The 15,106-nt window shown below is 45.5% G+C and carries 13 protein-coding genes and 1 riboswitch; of the genes, 10 read left to right on the top strand and 3 right to left on the bottom strand.

The window, feature by feature from the left end; translation table 11 throughout:
- Positions 1-20 precede the first annotated feature (20 nt).
- Together JOC27_RS11580 and JOC27_RS11575 are read left to right on the top strand one after the other, a co-directional pair.
- The gene (locus JOC27_RS11580; protein ID WP_205007463.1) at positions 21-1,082 is read left to right on the top strand and encodes an alcohol dehydrogenase catalytic domain-containing protein; all 1,062 of its coding nucleotides are present in this window, start codon (positions 21-23) and stop codon (positions 1,080-1,082) included.
- 19 nt (positions 1,083-1,101) lie between these two features.
- The gene (locus JOC27_RS11575) at positions 1,102-1,836 is read left to right on the top strand and encodes a carboxymuconolactone decarboxylase family protein (protein WP_205007462.1); all 735 of its coding nucleotides are present in this window, start codon (positions 1,102-1,104) and stop codon (positions 1,834-1,836) included.
- A 233-nt stretch (positions 1,837-2,069) separates the two neighbouring features.
- Here the strand turns inward: JOC27_RS11575 and JOC27_RS11570 are convergent, their stop codons facing one another.
- Positions 2,070-2,789, bottom strand: a complete 720-nt coding sequence (locus JOC27_RS11570; protein WP_205007461.1) for a L,D-transpeptidase family protein — start codon at positions 2,787-2,789, stop codon at positions 2,070-2,072.
- A 476-nt stretch (positions 2,790-3,265) separates the two neighbouring features.
- On the opposite strand from JOC27_RS11570, the gene JOC27_RS11565 reads away from it, so the two are divergent.
- Positions 3,266-4,411, top strand: coding sequence for a glycosyl hydrolase family 18 protein (locus JOC27_RS11565; RefSeq protein WP_205007460.1), 1,146 nt, complete (start codon positions 3,266-3,268; stop codon positions 4,409-4,411).
- A 344-nt stretch (positions 4,412-4,755) separates the two neighbouring features.
- On the opposite strand, the gene JOC27_RS11560 is transcribed toward JOC27_RS11565, so the two are convergent.
- Both JOC27_RS11560 and JOC27_RS11555 read right to left on the bottom strand, forming a co-directional pair.
- Positions 4,756-5,403, bottom strand: a complete 648-nt coding sequence (locus JOC27_RS11560) for a helix-turn-helix transcriptional regulator (protein WP_205007459.1) — start codon at positions 5,401-5,403, stop codon at positions 4,756-4,758.
- Positions 5,404-5,977: 574 nt separating this feature from the next.
- A complete protein-coding gene (locus tag JOC27_RS11555; protein WP_205007458.1) occupies positions 5,978-7,321 on the bottom strand; it encodes a glycosyltransferase family 2 protein in 1,344 nt (447 codons plus the stop codon).
- A 389-nt stretch (positions 7,322-7,710) separates the two neighbouring features.
- Positions 7,711-7,812: riboswitch (SAM riboswitch) on the top strand.
- A 236-nt stretch (positions 7,813-8,048) separates the two neighbouring features.
- Between JOC27_RS11555 and JOC27_RS11550 the strand changes: the two genes are divergently transcribed.
- The 7 genes from JOC27_RS11550 (at position 8,049) to JOC27_RS11520 (ending at position 14,407) form a co-directional block, all read left to right on the top strand.
- A complete protein-coding gene (locus JOC27_RS11550; protein ID WP_205007457.1) occupies positions 8,049-9,056 on the top strand; it encodes a methionine ABC transporter ATP-binding protein in 1,008 nt (335 codons plus the stop codon).
- Between the two features lie 2 nt (positions 9,057-9,058).
- Complete coding sequence (locus JOC27_RS11545) at positions 9,059-9,718, top strand: methionine ABC transporter permease (RefSeq protein ID WP_205007456.1); 660 nt, start codon at positions 9,059-9,061, stop codon at positions 9,716-9,718.
- Positions 9,719-9,844: 126 nt separating this feature from the next.
- Complete coding sequence (locus JOC27_RS11540; protein ID WP_205007455.1) at positions 9,845-10,303, top strand: GAF domain-containing protein; 459 nt, start codon at positions 9,845-9,847, stop codon at positions 10,301-10,303.
- A 37-nt stretch (positions 10,304-10,340) separates the two neighbouring features.
- On the top strand, positions 10,341-11,516 hold the full coding sequence (locus tag JOC27_RS11535) for an aminotransferase class I/II-fold pyridoxal phosphate-dependent enzyme (protein WP_205007454.1): 1,176 nt from the start codon (positions 10,341-10,343) through the stop codon (positions 11,514-11,516).
- Positions 11,517-11,534: 18 nt separating this feature from the next.
- Positions 11,535-12,305 carry an SDR family NAD(P)-dependent oxidoreductase gene (locus JOC27_RS11530; protein WP_205007453.1) on the top strand — a complete coding sequence of 257 codons (771 nt, stop codon included), beginning with the start codon at positions 11,535-11,537 and terminating at the stop codon, positions 12,303-12,305.
- A 54-nt stretch (positions 12,306-12,359) separates the two neighbouring features.
- On the top strand, positions 12,360-13,460 hold the full coding sequence (locus tag JOC27_RS11525; protein WP_205007478.1) for an iron-containing alcohol dehydrogenase family protein: 1,101 nt from the start codon (positions 12,360-12,362) through the stop codon (positions 13,458-13,460).
- 98 nt (positions 13,461-13,558) lie between these two features.
- Positions 13,559-14,407, top strand: a complete 849-nt coding sequence (locus tag JOC27_RS11520) for a MetQ/NlpA family ABC transporter substrate-binding protein (RefSeq protein WP_205007452.1) — start codon at positions 13,559-13,561, stop codon at positions 14,405-14,407.
- Positions 14,408-15,106: the final 699 nt, after the last annotated feature.

Raw genomic sequence — 15,106 nt, 5'->3', positions numbered from 1 at the left:
AAAGGAAGGAGTTCCTTGTTGTGAAAGCAATTGTTAAAAATTCAGCGTTACCACATGACCTTTCAGTCAGTGAACTAGAAATTGGAACGCCGGGTGCACATGATGTTTTGCTTCGAATTTCAGCAGTCGGTATTTGTGGCAGCGATCTGCATATGTATGCCGGTCACGGTGGTTATCGATGGATTGATTACCCACTTGTCTTAGGACATGAAATATGTGGTGTCGTGTCGGCACTCGGGGCTCAAGCCGATCCTGCGCTGCTTGGAAAAAGAGTCGTAGTGAATCCCTATATTCCCTGTGGCACGTGTGATTTTTGCCAGAGGGGTGAAGAAAACCGCTGCGATTGGGGTGCTTTTTATACCTCAAAAAATCCCCCGCAATCCCTTCAATATGGATTTCGGAGAGGTGGCGGGATGTCTGAATATCTGATTGTTCAAGAAAAAAATCTCGTTGTTCTTGGTGATCAGGTAGCTGATACTACCGCTGCTATTTTGGAAGCGGTAGCCGTCAGTGTAACCGCAGTCGATAAAATCGCGGAGATTGAGCGGAAAACAATTGTTGTATTTGGTCCAGGGCCGATTGGATTAGCGACAATTCGTGTGCTTGCCGGTTTGAAAGCAAAAAAAATTGTCGCCGTCGGTGTTGCTGGCGACAAATCGAGGCTGAAAAAGGCAAAAGAGTTGGGTGCGGATGAAACGGTCCTGATTGGCGATCAGGCAGTAAAGCAATTAATTGAAAAAAGTCCACAAGGCTATGATGCTGTTTTGGACAGCTCCGGGCATCCATCTGTTCCTCAAACAGCCGTCAGCCTACTAAAAAAAGGCAGTCAGTTGATTCTTATTGGCATATCTGATCGCTCATTTTCGCTACCCATGGATCAGATTGTCCGTGGCGAGTTGAGTATTACCGGTAGTTATGGCGTCACCAAAGAAAGCTTTCAAAGGACTGTCGCCTATGCTTCTCGGCCAGAATTTCATTTTGAAGAACTTATCTCCAATATATTTCCCTATCAGCAGGCTGATCTTGCCTTTCAGAACGCCTTGAATCAGGTGCCTGGAAAAGTTGTGCTTTCGTTTAAATAAAAGATTAGGAGGTTTAATCATGGCTGACGCACTTGGCTATTTTAAAGAGGTTTATGGAGAAGTACCGGAATGGGTTGCGAAAATGCAACAGTTTTCACCGGAAGCGCTGGATGCTTATACGCGTCTTCGCGGAGCGATACTCGTCGATGGTGCCTTGTCACGAAAGGAAAAAGAATTAATTCTTGTCGGGATAAACGCTGCTAGACGCTATGAACGAAGTATGTTATATCATACGCAGGGAGCAGTTGATGCCGGAGCGCACTTGGATGAATTGGCCGAAATTTTGTCAGTCTGCGTCATCTCCCGTGGACTTCCAGCCTGGCTTGAAGGCATTAAATCTGTAAAATTTGCATCGGACTATGAGAAATCTAAAGGCAAAAGTGTCATTGTTCAACCGTATCAAGCAAAGGAAGCTAATTTCCAAAACATCGAGCAGTGCCTTGATTATTACAAAACTCAGAGTCATGGAGTGCCAACATGGGTTCTTCAGCTGGAAAAATCCAATCCTGAGGTGCTGATTCATTACACGAATCTCAGAAATGCAACGCTCAATAGCGGCAATGTTCCAAAAAAACTTAAAGAGCTTGTCCTTGTCGCAATAAATACCTCTGAACGCTATCAAGAAGGCGTCCGACTACACGTTGATGGTGCTCGATTGTGCGGTGCAACTGATGCCGAGCTCGCCGAATGCCATTTGACAGCACTGCTCACCGCGGGTATCCCCGCATGGTTCGAAGGCGCGGCGTTTTTGTGAGTTTGATTGATCCCGAACGCTCAGCAAAAATAGGGTACATCATATTCTCTATTCTATTGATTTTTTTGTGACGAAAATTCGACTTCGATAGTAATAGGTACACAAAAAAAGTCTGAAAAACAGCAGTTCTTGCTCTTTTTCGGACTTTTTTTTTATGTGTGCCTATTATCGGATGGTGATCTGAGTGATCTGAGTGATCTGAGTGATCTGAGTGATCTTACCAGGTTACTTTATCAATATTTCCCCAACCGCTTGGTGACAGCCTGGATAATAATTGGCTTTTTCGCAGGATTGATCCATTTTAAAATACGAACGACTTCGCTTTTTGAAACGGCTGTGCAACCGGCTGTATAGCCGTACCGGTGATCATCGATATGGAAGAAAATCGCGCTGCCTTTGCCTGGCGTCCGTCTCGTCGTATTGTAATTGATCACGAAGCCGTAATTGTATTGCGGAATATTCATTTTCTCGCTTTGCTCGTGTGTGGCGCGAATCGATTGCAACGTATTGTAGTAGCGTGAATGCACGTTGTCGACCCACACGTCGTCTGCGGTAATCCGATGGTAAGGCAATTTTGTGCCGGGATTCGCGTATCGGCCGAAACTTTGCGTCATGTTAAACTTTCCTTGCGGCGATTTCCAGCCACCTTCGCGCATTTGATACGGCACTGCGAATCCATTCCGGCCAATGATGGCGTTGATAATGGCTTTCCGTTTCCACTTGCCGGCCGTGTTTCTCTCAAATAGCTGTACTTTGGCATAGCTGGTGTGGTAGCCGGTCGCAGTGACGAGGACCAGCTGCCGATTTTTACCGATTGACTTCATGTGATTCACGTAGCGCTCGCTGACCGATTGGCTGTAAATGCTCGTCGCATTCGCCGCTTTTCCAAAAGGAATCAGGCTCAGCAAAACGGCAGCAATTACAATAAACGTCAGCCGCTTCTTCATCTTCATGGTGTATGCCTCCAACAAATTTCAATCTATTTAAATCCTACCATTTTGTAAAAATTAGTAAATCACAGGAAAATTACAAAAACGTTAAATTCACTTGCGTTCGATCAAAGATGATATTCATCATCTGCTGGATCGTTTTGCTGTCGCACTGTCAATCAAGGGAAGAGATTAACAGAGTCCAACAGCCGATGATTTCTGGCGATTGGATTCATTTTTCCACCCAATCATCAGAAAAAGGTTGAACAGCTTGGCTCAAAAGCATCTTCTTAAAACTCTGTCGCAAATGGCGCACACGATCATCATAATCGTGAGGCGCCAGCATAACATGAATCATGATTAGAGCGTACGGCTATCAGCAGCATTTTTTAATGTTCGGCCCAATTTTTTTCAATAGGAACGAAAGCGGGCATCCCAAGCGATTTGTCAGGGAAAAAGGCGCCACGCCTCGCTTTTCTAAAGGCAAGAGGAGGATAAAGATGCAAATTCACGTCGTCCAAGGTGGGGAAACATTGTGGGAAATTGCCAATCGCTATCGTGTACCCATGGTCAGCGTTGTTGCGCTAAACGGCTTGTCCCTGCCAGAATGGCTTGTGCCCGGTCAGGCTTTGGTGATTCCGTCTGCACAGCTGGTTTTTGCGCCAGAAAGATCAGTCATTGAAATCAACGCGTACACGTATCAGCCGGCCCAAGAGGCAGCCGCGGAAATTGTCCAGCGCAGCGGCCAGCTTTCGACGGTTATTCCTTTTGTTTATCATGTTTCGAAAAATGGGACATTGGATAATTTAGACGACCAAGCGTCAATATATACGGCTTATGCGCAGCATGTCATACCGATCATGTCGATCGCCAATTTTTCGATCAATGAATCCGGTGCCGATGTTGCCCATGCGATTTTCACATCAGCGACCGCTCGAGATACTTTAATAACGTCTGTCATCAGCGTGATGCAGCAAAAAGGCTATCGCGGGCTGAACATTGACTTCGAAAGTGTTCTGCCTGGCGATCGGCAAGGCTTCAATGATTTTCTGCAAGAGGTTGTCGATCGTTTGCACCCACTTGGCTATACTGTCTCGAGTGCTGTGATGCCAAAAACAGCCATCGATCAGCCGCGCCCGGATTACATCGCCTACGATTATGAGGCGCAGGGTCGTATTGCCGACTTCGTGGTTTTAATGACGTATGAGTGGGGCTATCGCTCTGGTCCACCGCAACCGATATCGCCTGTTAATGAGATGAAGCGAGTGGTTGACTATGCCTTATCCGTGATGCCGGCAAATAAAATTTCACTTGGTTTTGAAACGTATGCACGCGATTGGTTGCTCCCTCACGAACAAGGACAGGAAGCAGAAACATTCAGTCCAAAAGAAGCGCTTGAACGCGCGATTCGTCATGGCGTGAGCATTCAATACAATCAAGTGGCACAGTCCCCCTTCTATCGGTATACCGATGCCAGTGGAAACACGCATGAAGTCTGGTTTGAAGATGCGCGAAGCGCACAAGCCAAGTTCGATCTTGTCCGATTATACAAATTACGCGGTATCAGTTACTGGGCGCTCGGTTTTCCCTATCCGGAGAATTGGTCCTTACTGGAAAGCAATTTTAATATAGGCAAATGGCTTTAAACCAGGGGGCTGAGGTTTTTTTCTCTCAGACATTTTCCAGAGCCTGAAAAAAATTTTGGGATGAATACGTTCGATGATTCCAATCTTTTGCGGAAAACGATTCTCATTACTCGTCAAAATATATTGGCATTCCTCACGAATTGCTGATAACCAAACATGAAAATCATTTTGATCAAAATCAGAAAACGGCTGTGACAAATTCCCAAAGACATACCTTTGAGAGAACGGGACGAAAAAGCCTCGGGAATCTTGCTGCTTTAAGAATTCGCCGATTGATTCCGTCTTTTCGTAAAGCGCTGCAGAGCACAGTGGTATCAATGAAAATGCTGGGTGGAAAAGGCGCGTCATAAATGATATTCATCGATGTCGCCGTACTTTCTATTTCGAATATCGATGCGTTCAAAAACAAGCTCGGCACTTTTATCTTGATCACGTGTTGAAATGAAAAGTTTTTCTGGAATTTTCCAATGACCGCCAGATGTTTTATAGGCGCCAGGAAATTTACCATTTTCACACATCCGTCGAACCGTTTGATCACTAAGACCAATTTTGTGAGCGACTTCATTCGGCGAATAAAAATTCTCTTCTGTTTTTGTATGCAACGTTTGGGAGGATACGTCATTTTCATTCATCATTTTACTTTGCTGTTCCAGTAGCGAAACCATAACTTGTCTATTAATCGTGTTTGAATTTTTTTCATGCATGTTGCTTAACTGATCAATGAAATCGACAAGCATCTCACAAGCTTTCTTTTTATCTGATTGTTGCAGTGCCTCTTGGATTTGATGATCAATATGTTTCAAAGTGTACAAATCTTTTTTTACTGGTAATTCGAATATGATTTCTGAGATGTGCAGATGCACCCGCATGGCTGCAAATATATTTTTAACGGTTTCTTTGAAAACAGAGAAAGCCATTTTTTTATCGATTGTATAAAGTGTCAAGACACTGTCCCACAATGATTCTTGATCAGATTCTGTCCGATAATACATGAGATGAATCACCTCCAATTCCAATTATAAGCGATATGTTTCATCCTATTCAACAAAGTCAACATAATCAACAAAACCAACAATTGCGAATAAGTACTAGAAAAAAATATCTTTTTTAGAGATAAGAAATGTATAAGATTTTGCACAAAAAATGGAGCGAAGGCGCGAGACGCCTGCGGGAAAAGCGAGCCAAGTGAGACCCCGCAGACTTTTGCCTGTTCGAGGAGGCTCACAGATCGCCCGCGGCAAGCGAGCAGCCGAAGCGCAATTTTTGGAAAAAAAAACTTGGCTAAGCCAAATTTTTCTAAAAAGATAAGAATATATAAGATTTTGCACAAAAAAATGGAGCGAAGGCGCGAGACGCCTGCGGGAAAAGCGAGCTAAGTGAGACCCCGCAGACTTTTGCCTGTTCGAGGAGGCTCACAGATCGCCCGCGGCAAGCGAGCAGCCGAAGCGCAATTTTTGCAAAAAAAGACTTGGCGTAGCCAAACTTTTCTGAAAAATAGCTATCTTAATGTAGTTTTTCTGACCGAACAGCATAAATGATCTGATAAATCATCCAATGAATCGTATCTTACCAAACGCGTTCACGTTTGAAAAATTCCTGGAAATAGCCCCATACTGAAACAGGCGACATGATTAATTGGTAAAAAAAGAGAAACAAGATAAATCCTAATGGATTTTTTCGAACACGTAAATTTAATTGATTAAAAACAAAATGCTTTTGATAGAAATAGAGTAAGCCGTAACTGATAAAAGTTAAAGGTAGAACCAATAATGTCATCAGCCCAACAACCCAGTAAATACCAAAGAATGCCAAGATTAATCCAGGAATCCAGCAAAGTGTGTAAACCAAATCTAGATAAGGCATGATGAAATTAATCCCAGTGAGATATTTCGTGAATAATTGAGGCTGATGCCACGGTTTAATCTCTGTCAAACCTTCAATCATTCCTCTTGCCCAACGTGAACGTTGCTTTGCAAATTGCTTTAATGAAGTCGGCGTATCTGTGAAAGCAATGGCTAATGGTTCAAAATACACTTTCCAATTTTTTTGCAGCAAGCGCCAGGTTAAGACGATATCTTCGCCGATAGCGTTTGGCCATCCGTGCACTGCTCGAACGCATTCCGTTTTATATAAGCTGAATGCCCCTTGTGCGACGAGTGTTCCTTGATAAAGCCCTTGTAATCTTTTAATAGAAGCTATCCCAAGAAAATAGTCCCATTCTTGGATGCGCGTCCAAAGCGTTTCGCGACTATTTCGAACGAGCATCGACCCAGCAACGGCACATACATTATTTGGGCTATTTTTTATTTTTGATACAAGGAAACGAACAGCGGAGGGATGAAGCAACGTATCCGCATCTAGGGTGATCACATACGGTGTGGTAACATATGTTAACCCCTTGTTCAAAGCGTGAAACTTGCCCGGTTTCGCTTCATGAAGAATTTTAATCGTCAGGCCAAATTCTTTCGAGGCCCGTTTAATCTCTGAATCGGTATTGTCGGATGAATTATTATTGATCACGATAACGTGCATTTTTTTTAGATAGTCTTGATTTGCCACATATTTGAGCGTATTGAAGATAGAATCTTCCTCATTAAATGCAGCAATGAGTAACGTCACAGGATCTTTTGGAAATCTATTGGAAATTTTAGGCTGCCTATCAAGTAATAGGCTAATCACAAGAAATGCGTTCATGTAGCCAGGAATGTAAGCAATGCCGCAGATGACGATTAATGCGACTGGAAATGAAGAAATCGAAGAAAAGTCCCTGAGCCAGGGGATTGAGAGATAGACTGAGAAAATAAGCCAACCAATTGAAACAAGATGGCTGATCCAGAACTTCTTGTGGACGCTGATATAAAATTTTTTAGGACCTAATTCTGGTTGAATAGGCGTTAAATTTGGTTGCATAAGCACTCACCCGTTAAAATGGTATTTTAATATCAAATTATTGGATTCCATGCTAACAAGTTAATTATACCTGATTATTTAGTCATGCTCAATTTACAATGTGTAGAAGAATGTGGTAACTTGTCGAAAAAAGTCATTGTCTTCTTGGCTATATAAACAGATAACATGGCAGTAGAAAAAGTATATAGAGAGATTTACAGATTACTAGCTTCGTTGGCAAATATCAGGCGAAAGCGCGTCAGTTGCGCAGGGATAGGCCTTGGCAAAAGCTTGTTCCCTATGGATTGAACACGCCTATTCCAAGTATTAATATCGAATTTATTGACGAATAGAAAAGCAACGCATATAATACCAATAATACCTACTGAAAAACTCATAATTAAATAGACCGTTTATCCAGAGAAGACGAGGGAACTGGCCCGATGATGCTTCAGCAACAGACCTTTCAAGGTACTGTGCTAATTCCAGCAGCAGCGACTGAAAGATAAACACATTTGTGAAAATCTTCTGTGCGTTCTGCCAGAAGATTTTTATTTTTTTTAAGAACGTATTTATTATACGAAAAAAATGGAGTGCAGGCGCGAGACGCCTGCGGGAAAAGCGAGCCAAGTGAGACCCCGCAGATTCTAGCTTGTCTGAGGAGGCTCACGGATCGCCCGCGGCAAGCGAGCAGCCGTAGCGCAATTTTTCTTACGCGGATTTTCTAAAAGGTCAGGTGGTTTCTTCGATGATTGAATTTCAAGATGTATCAAAGATTTATCACGGCAAAGACTCGGAGACAGTGGCGCTGAAAAATGTTCATTTAACGATTCATGATGGGGAAATTTATGGTGTGATCGGTTACAGCGGTGCTGGGAAAAGCACGTTGATCCGAATGGTCAATGCGTTGGAGACGCCGTCGTCTGGGAAAGTCATTGTCAATGGCAGCGACTGGTCCACATGCAATAAAAAACAATTGCGCCATTTTAAAAAGAAAATCGGGATGGTTTTCCAGCATTTCAATCTACTGGAATCGAAAACTGTTTTTGCGAACGTGGCGATTCCATTGATCTTAGACGGATGGAGTAAGGACGCGATCAAGAAACGTGTGACAGAGCTTCTGGACTTTGTCGGTTTGACGGATAAAGTTGAGCGTTATCCCAATGAGCTGTCCGGGGGCGAAAAGCAGCGCGTGGGAATTGCTCGGGCAATAGCATTGAATCCGGAAATTTTGCTTTGCGATGAGGCGACGAGTGCGCTCGATCCAAAAACGACGGAACAGATCCTGGCCCTATTGAAGCGGATTAATCAAGAGTATCAAATCACGATGCTTGTCATCACGCATGAAATGGGCGTAATTCAAAAGATTTGTCAAAAAGTCGCGGTCATGGAAAAAGGCAAGATTATTGAAGAAGGCAGCGTTTTTGATGTTTTCGTTCATCCGAAGCATCCGACGACACGTGATTTCGTTCGCACGGTGATTCCTGATGGCCTTTCGGATCAGTTGGAATCCTTCAAAAACGAAAAAGGGCAAATTTTAAAGATTGAATTCGCTGATCAAACCGTATCTGCGCCGATTATTAACCAGCTCATTAAAAATTTCCCAGTGACGGTCAATATTCTCTATGCAAATATGTCTGAAATTCAGGGGAAAAGGGTCGGGCATATGGTCATTCAACTTGAAGGTGAGCAGGAAGCGGTTAACAAAGCGATTAATTATATGAAGCATCTCGGAATCTATCTGGAGGAGGCGTAACGATGATTCAAACAACGATCACCTTGCAGCAATTCATGCAGGCGCTTCAGGACACATTGGTGATGGTTCTATTTTCGCTTGTTGTCGGCGCCATTATTGGCATTTTACTTGGTATTAGCGTTGTCGTGACAAGGCCCGGCGGCGTTCTGGAAAATCAATGGATTTATCGCGTGTTGAACCCGGTGATTAATGTGATCCGCTCGCTGCCGTTTATTATTCTGCTGGTTGCGATTATTCCGTTTACGCGACTGATTGTGCATACAACGATTGGCACGCCGGCTGCAATTGTGCCTTTGATTGTTTTTATCGCCCCCTATATTGGCCGGCTTGTCGAGAATTCTCTTCTTGAAGTTGACGCGGGCATTTTGGAGGCGGCCAACGCGATGGGCGCCTCGCCATGGCAAGTGATCTGGCATTTCCTATTGCCCGAGGCGCTGGGTTCCCTGATACTTAGCCTGACAACCGCGACGATTGGGCTGATCGGTGCCACCGCCATGGCAGGCACGGTTGGCGGAGGCGGGATCGGCGATCTTGCCATATCTTATGGCTATGAACGGTTTGATACATTCACAATGATTGCGACCGTCGTTATTCTGATTCTTGTTGTTCAAGCTGTCCAGTCATTTGGCAATTTCCTAGCTGCTAAAGCAAGACGGATTTAAGCGCTCGAAAAGTCGAGAAAAGCGCTCAAACTGAAGCCCGAGCCGCGCCAAACGTTCTACACAAGCGAGCGCTGAGCTGCGCGACAAGATTGTGGAAACAAGCATAGAGTGGAGGCCAGACCTTGAATGGAAAAAAGTAAGATCTATCAGGACCTTTTCGTTCAAATCCAAGCTTTATTTCAAAATGAATCCGATTTGGTCGCCAATATGAGCAATATGACATCATTAATTTTTGAAAGGGTGCCTCGTTTGAATGGGACTTCCTTTTACCGCTGGAAGAATGACGAATTGATTCTCGGTCCGTTTCAGGGGCGGGTCGCCTGCATGCACATCCCGCTTGGCAAAGGTGTCTGCGGGAAAGTAGCCGCGACAAAGACGACGGAGATTGTCCCAGACGTTCACCAGTTTCCTGGTCACATTGCGTGCGATGCCCGTTCGAAATCGGAAATTGTGGTGCCGGTGTTCGATCCGGAAACGGGCAATTTCTTCGGCGTTCTTGATTTAGATAGTCCATACTTTTCAAATTTTGATTCGGTTGATGCCGAATATTTAGAGAAAATTGTACCCTTGGTTTTTGGAAGTTAATCACTACATCATTTGTTGAACTGAGAGAGGTCTCGATATGGCAGTTTTTAAACCCTCGGAACGGGTCAAACAGCTTCCTGTTAATTTTTTTAATGATTTAGATGAAAAACTCGCGCATGCTGCGCCGGATGTGGGGAAACCGTTCATCAATCTTTCCAAAGGCAATCCTGATTTACCAACGCCACAGCCGATCGTTGAGGCGATGAAGCGGGCAGTGGATGATCCGGTGAATCATGCGTACCCGCCGTTCCTTGGAAAGGAGAATATTCGGCGGGCGATTACTGATTTTTACCGACGAACGTACGGCGTTCGCCTGGATCCGGAAACTGAAGTGTCGGTGTTTCACGGGTCGCATATCGGCATCACGGCGATTCCTCAGGTCCTGCTTAATCCCGGCGATTATCTGCTGACGACCGATCCGTGCTATCCAATTTACCATTCGGCGGCCGCGCTTGCCGGTGCCCCTGTTTATGCGATGCCATTGGAAGCGGCGAACGGTTTCTTGCCGGATTATCAAATAGTGCCGGAACACGTGAAGGCGCGGACCGGGCTGCTTATGCTCAATTATCCGAATAATCCGACTGGAGCCTTGGCCAACGAATCGTTCTACCGCGAGACGATAAATTTTGCCAAACAAAATAATATTCCTGTACTCAATGACTTCGCTTATGCATCGCTGGGTTTTGATACGCGTAAACCGGTGAGTCTCTTGCAAACAGAAGGCGCCAAAGATTTTGCAGTCGAGGTCTATACGCTCTCCAAAACATTTAATATGGCGGGCTGGCGATTCGGCTTTGCTGTGGGCAACGCGTCGATTATTCAAGCGCTCAATCATTACCAAACGCATGCCTGCAGTACCGTGTTTGGCGCCGTTCAGGACGCGGCTGCCTATGCGCTGGCTTCTGAAGCGAGCAGCATCCGCACGATTGTTGCTACCTATCAGAAAAGGCGGGATCTGTTGATTGACCGATTGCGGCAAATCGGTTGGCAAATGCCGAAGCCCGCTGGTACCTTTTTTGCCTGGCTACCCGTCCCAGATGGTTATACGAGCCAGACATTTTCGGACTTGCTGTTTGAGCAGGCACATTTGGTTGTCGCGCCCGGCATCGGCTTCGGGGAAAAAGGAGACGGTTATATCCGTGTCAGCCTCGTTCACCGAACGGAGATTCTCGAAGAAGCTGCGGAGCGGATACACGCGTTGAACTTATTCTAAAGATTCGAGGTTTGAAAAATGATTTCTATTGATCTATCGCAAAAAACGGTATTGATTACCGGTGCTAAGTCAGGAATTGGAAAAGGCATCGCCGATTTGTTTTTGGAAGCGGGCGCACGCGTTGCGTTAGCAGATGTCGCCTTTAAAGAAGATTTTAAGATCGTTTCAGAAAAATTGGCGCATCTGCATTTGGATGTGACCCGAAAGGAAGAAATTGAAAAAGCCGTTGACACGCTGACTGCTTTTTGGGAACCCATCGATGTTTTAGTTAATAGCGCGGGTATTTCAACAATGGATTTCGCAATTGACATCAAAGAGAACGATTGGGACCGCGTGATGGCCGTCAATGCCAAAGGAACCTACCTCGTGTCTCAAGTCGTTGCCCGACAAATGACGGATCGGGGAATATCCGGTCGGATCATTAATATTGCTTCGCAGGCAGGGAAAAATGGTTATCGCTGCATGGGCAATTATTGCGCGTCGAAACATGCCGTTCTTGGCTTCACGAAAGTGATGGCGATTGAACTGGCGGCGAAGGGCATTCTTGTCAATGCGATTTGTCCTGGAATTGTGGAAACACCAATGAAAAAACGGGAACGGGTCGATGGCGCCAAATTGAGGGGCCTGACGCCAGAACAAATTTATCAAGAAGATTGTTCTCAGGTGCCGCTCGGCAGAACCGCGCAGCCCGCCGATGTCGCCAATGTCGCGCTTTTCCTGGCCAGTCCGCTGTCCGCTTATATGACCGGTCAGGCGATTAACGTGACCGGCGGCATGACGATGCATTGATGTCTGTCCATAGTGTTGTCATCAACTGATCAGATGAGAGATAAAAAGGGGATGATGGTCTTGCCTTTGGTATCAAGGATTGCGCCGCAACAGTATCTGTCAGAAGAAGGCGCCTATGATTTTCTTTCTGAAGCCATTGAAAAACTATTTTTGAAGAAAATTATTTTTCTGCACGGCGAAAAATCGTTGCACGCGGCACTTCCGTACTTGCCAGATTTACAGGCTTTGCCAGCCGAAATTGTGGATTTTCCGTTCAGCGGTGAATGTTCTGAAGCGGAGATTAAAAAACTGATACAAACGATCCGAGCAACAGGCGCCGATGCGTTGATTGGTCTTGGCGGCGGAAAGGTTCTCGATACGGCGAAAGCGGCGGCTTATCATGCGGGCAATCTGCCTTTGATTCTCTTGCCAACGTTGGCGAGTAATTGTGCCGCATGGTCTGCATTGAGCGTGATTTATGCGGAAAATGGGACATCGCTCGGGCATCGTATTTATCCGAAGCAGGCGAATTTGGTCCTGATCGAGCCACGGGTGATTGCAGCTTCTCCGGTCCGATTTTTTGTTGCAGGGATTGCTGACACACTCGCCAAATGGTATGAAACCGAGCGTCTGCTTCGGGCAGCAGGCGACAGCAGTTTGGCTGTGATTTACGCCCGTCAATCGGCCCGTTTATGCCGGGATATCCCGCTGCAGCATGCGCAGCAGGCGGTTCGAGCGATGCGCGATCAGAAAGTTACCGACGATTGGAAGCTTGTGATGGAAACAACGATTATGGCAGGCGGCCTGGTTGGCGGTTTTGCGGATGAGCTTGGGCGAGCGACCGCTGCACATTCAGTTCATGACGCCTTGACTACTTTTAGTGAGACAAAGCATTTGCTGCACGGAGAAAAAGTCGCCTATGGCATTATTCTTCAATTGGCGCTTGAAAAGAATCAGGATGAGATAGAGAAATTGAGGCCTTTTTATCGAAGTCTTCAGTTGCCGTTCAGCCTTGCCGATCTGAATCTTGCTGATCTGCCAGAAGACGGCATCCGGGAACTTGCTGCGCAAACGGTGACGCCCGATAAGACGATTCATCTTCTGCCTTATTCCGTGACAGAGGAAAAAGTGGTTGAGGCGATTCAATCTCTAGAAAATTTGGCAGTCAGGCAGTAAGTGTGAATGAATTTTTTGGGCCTTTCAATATTTATAACTCAGTAATCAACTGAGATTACTTTTCATATAAACTATTCATTTTTTAGGAGGCGATTGTATTGAAAAAAAGAGCAATTGGATTCATCAGTTTGGTTCTCATCTTTATTTTAGCTATTGGTACGGCATGTTCGAATCCATCGGCATCTGATTCATCAAGTACGAGCAAAACAAAAAAGACAATTACAGTCGGATTCAATGCCGGCCCTTATGAGCAGATGTTCAAGGAAGGCATTGCGCCGATTCTGAAGAAAAAAGGCTACACAGTCAAAACGAAGGATTTTACCGATGGCATTCAGGTCAATGTCGCAGTAGCGAAAGGCCAGATTGATGCAAACATCATGCAGCATCCGGTTTATATGGCGTTTGTGAACCAGCAGGAAGGCATCCACAATGTGGGCATTGTGCAGATTCCTGGACCGCCAATGGGTGTATACGCCGGCAAATCCAAATCATTAAAAGCTGTGAAAGACGGCGATGTGATTGCCCTTCCAAATGAAGCCTCAAATCTGTATCGAGGTCTTGTGATTCTTAAGGATTTGGGTTGGATTAAGCTGAATCCGAAAGCCAATCCTGCCAACGCCTCACTGAAAGATGTCACGAGCAATCCGCATCATCTCGTTTTGAAGGATATGAATAATGCGCAAGAGGTTCGCGCCCTGCCGGATGTAAATTATGGAGTGATTCAAGGCAACTTTGCGGTATCCAGCGGGTTGAAACTGACGTCCGCACTGAAACTGGAAAACTTGCTTGATAAATTTTCCGTTAACGTAGCCGTCGCCGATACGAATAAAAGCGCACCATGGGCGAAAGCAATTGTCGAAGCCTACCACTCCAAACAATTCCTTCATTATATAAAGACACACAAACAGTATGACGGCTATCATCTGCCAAACGATTTGAATCAATAAAATGCGGCGCGCTTCTGATTGTCAGAAGCGTGCTTTTTAAGAGATAAGAAGTATAAAGTTTTTCGCACAAAAATGCAGCGAGGTGCGCTGGCGCCTTGCGGGAAAAGCGAGCCAAGTGGAGACCCCGCAGATTCTCGCTTGTCTGGGGAGACGCGCGGCGCCCGTGGCAAGCGAGCAGCCGAAGCGCAATTGTTCAAAAAGGACTTGGCTATGCCAAGTTTTTCTGAATGCCCGCGCGTTTTCTAGATGCACACTCAGCAGGGCGGTTAGGGCCAGACTTCTGACCGATTAGCGTTTAATCTGGGAGTCGCACTGAAACTCTGAGAAGTTAGACCGAAGCGGGCAAAAGTTAGACCAAACCTGAGAAGTTAGACCAAACCTGAGAAGTTAGACCGAAGCGGGCAAAAGTTAGGCCGAACCCGTGAAAAGTTAGGCCGAACCCGTGAAAAGTTAGGCCGAACCTGAGAAGTTAGACCGAAGCGGGCAAAAGTTAGGCCGAACCCGTGAAAAGTTAGACCGAATCGGGCAAAAGTTAGGCCGAACCTGAGAAGTTAGACCGAACCGGGCAAAAGTTAGGCCGAACCCGTGAAAAGTTAGGCCGAATCTGAGAAGTTAGACCGAATCGTGGAAAAGTTAGGCCGAACCCGTGAAAAGTTAGACCGAATCGGGCAAAAGTTAGGCCGAACCTGAGAAGTTAGA

It is taken from the genome of Sporolactobacillus spathodeae, assembly GCF_016908935.1.
Classification (GTDB): domain Bacteria; phylum Bacillota; class Bacilli; order Bacillales; family Sporolactobacillaceae; genus Sporolactobacillus; species Sporolactobacillus spathodeae.
Note: the sequence above shows the minus strand (reverse complement) of the source record. Positions and strands in the feature narration are given on the sequence as shown.

What these genes read in the sequence shown, in the direction of transcription:
- JOC27_RS11575 (WP_205007462.1), top strand. Translation starts at nt 1,102, where the DNA reads ATGGCTGACGCACTTGGCTATTTTAAAGAGGTTTATGGAGAAGTACCG.
- JOC27_RS11570 (WP_205007461.1), bottom strand. Translation starts at nt 2,789, where the DNA reads ATGAAGATGAAGAAGCGGCTGACGTTTATTGTAATTGCTGCCGTTTTG.
- JOC27_RS11565 (WP_205007460.1), top strand. Translation starts at nt 3,266, where the DNA reads ATGCAAATTCACGTCGTCCAAGGTGGGGAAACATTGTGGGAAATTGCC.
- JOC27_RS11560 (WP_205007459.1), bottom strand. Translation starts at nt 5,403, where the DNA reads ATGTATTATCGGACAGAATCTGATCAAGAATCATTGTGGGACAGTGTC.
- JOC27_RS11555 (WP_205007458.1), bottom strand. Translation starts at nt 7,321, where the DNA reads ATGCAACCAAATTTAACGCCTATTCAACCAGAATTAGGTCCTAAAAAA.
- JOC27_RS11550 (WP_205007457.1), top strand. Translation starts at nt 8,049, where the DNA reads ATGATTGAATTTCAAGATGTATCAAAGATTTATCACGGCAAAGACTCG.
- JOC27_RS11545 (WP_205007456.1), top strand. Translation starts at nt 9,059, where the DNA reads ATGATTCAAACAACGATCACCTTGCAGCAATTCATGCAGGCGCTTCAG.
- JOC27_RS11540 (WP_205007455.1), top strand. Translation starts at nt 9,845, where the DNA reads ATGGAAAAAAGTAAGATCTATCAGGACCTTTTCGTTCAAATCCAAGCT.
- JOC27_RS11535 (WP_205007454.1), top strand. Translation starts at nt 10,341, where the DNA reads ATGGCAGTTTTTAAACCCTCGGAACGGGTCAAACAGCTTCCTGTTAAT.
- JOC27_RS11530 (WP_205007453.1), top strand. Translation starts at nt 11,535, where the DNA reads ATGATTTCTATTGATCTATCGCAAAAAACGGTATTGATTACCGGTGCT.
- JOC27_RS11525 (WP_205007478.1), top strand. Translation starts at nt 12,360, where the DNA reads ATGGTCTTGCCTTTGGTATCAAGGATTGCGCCGCAACAGTATCTGTCA.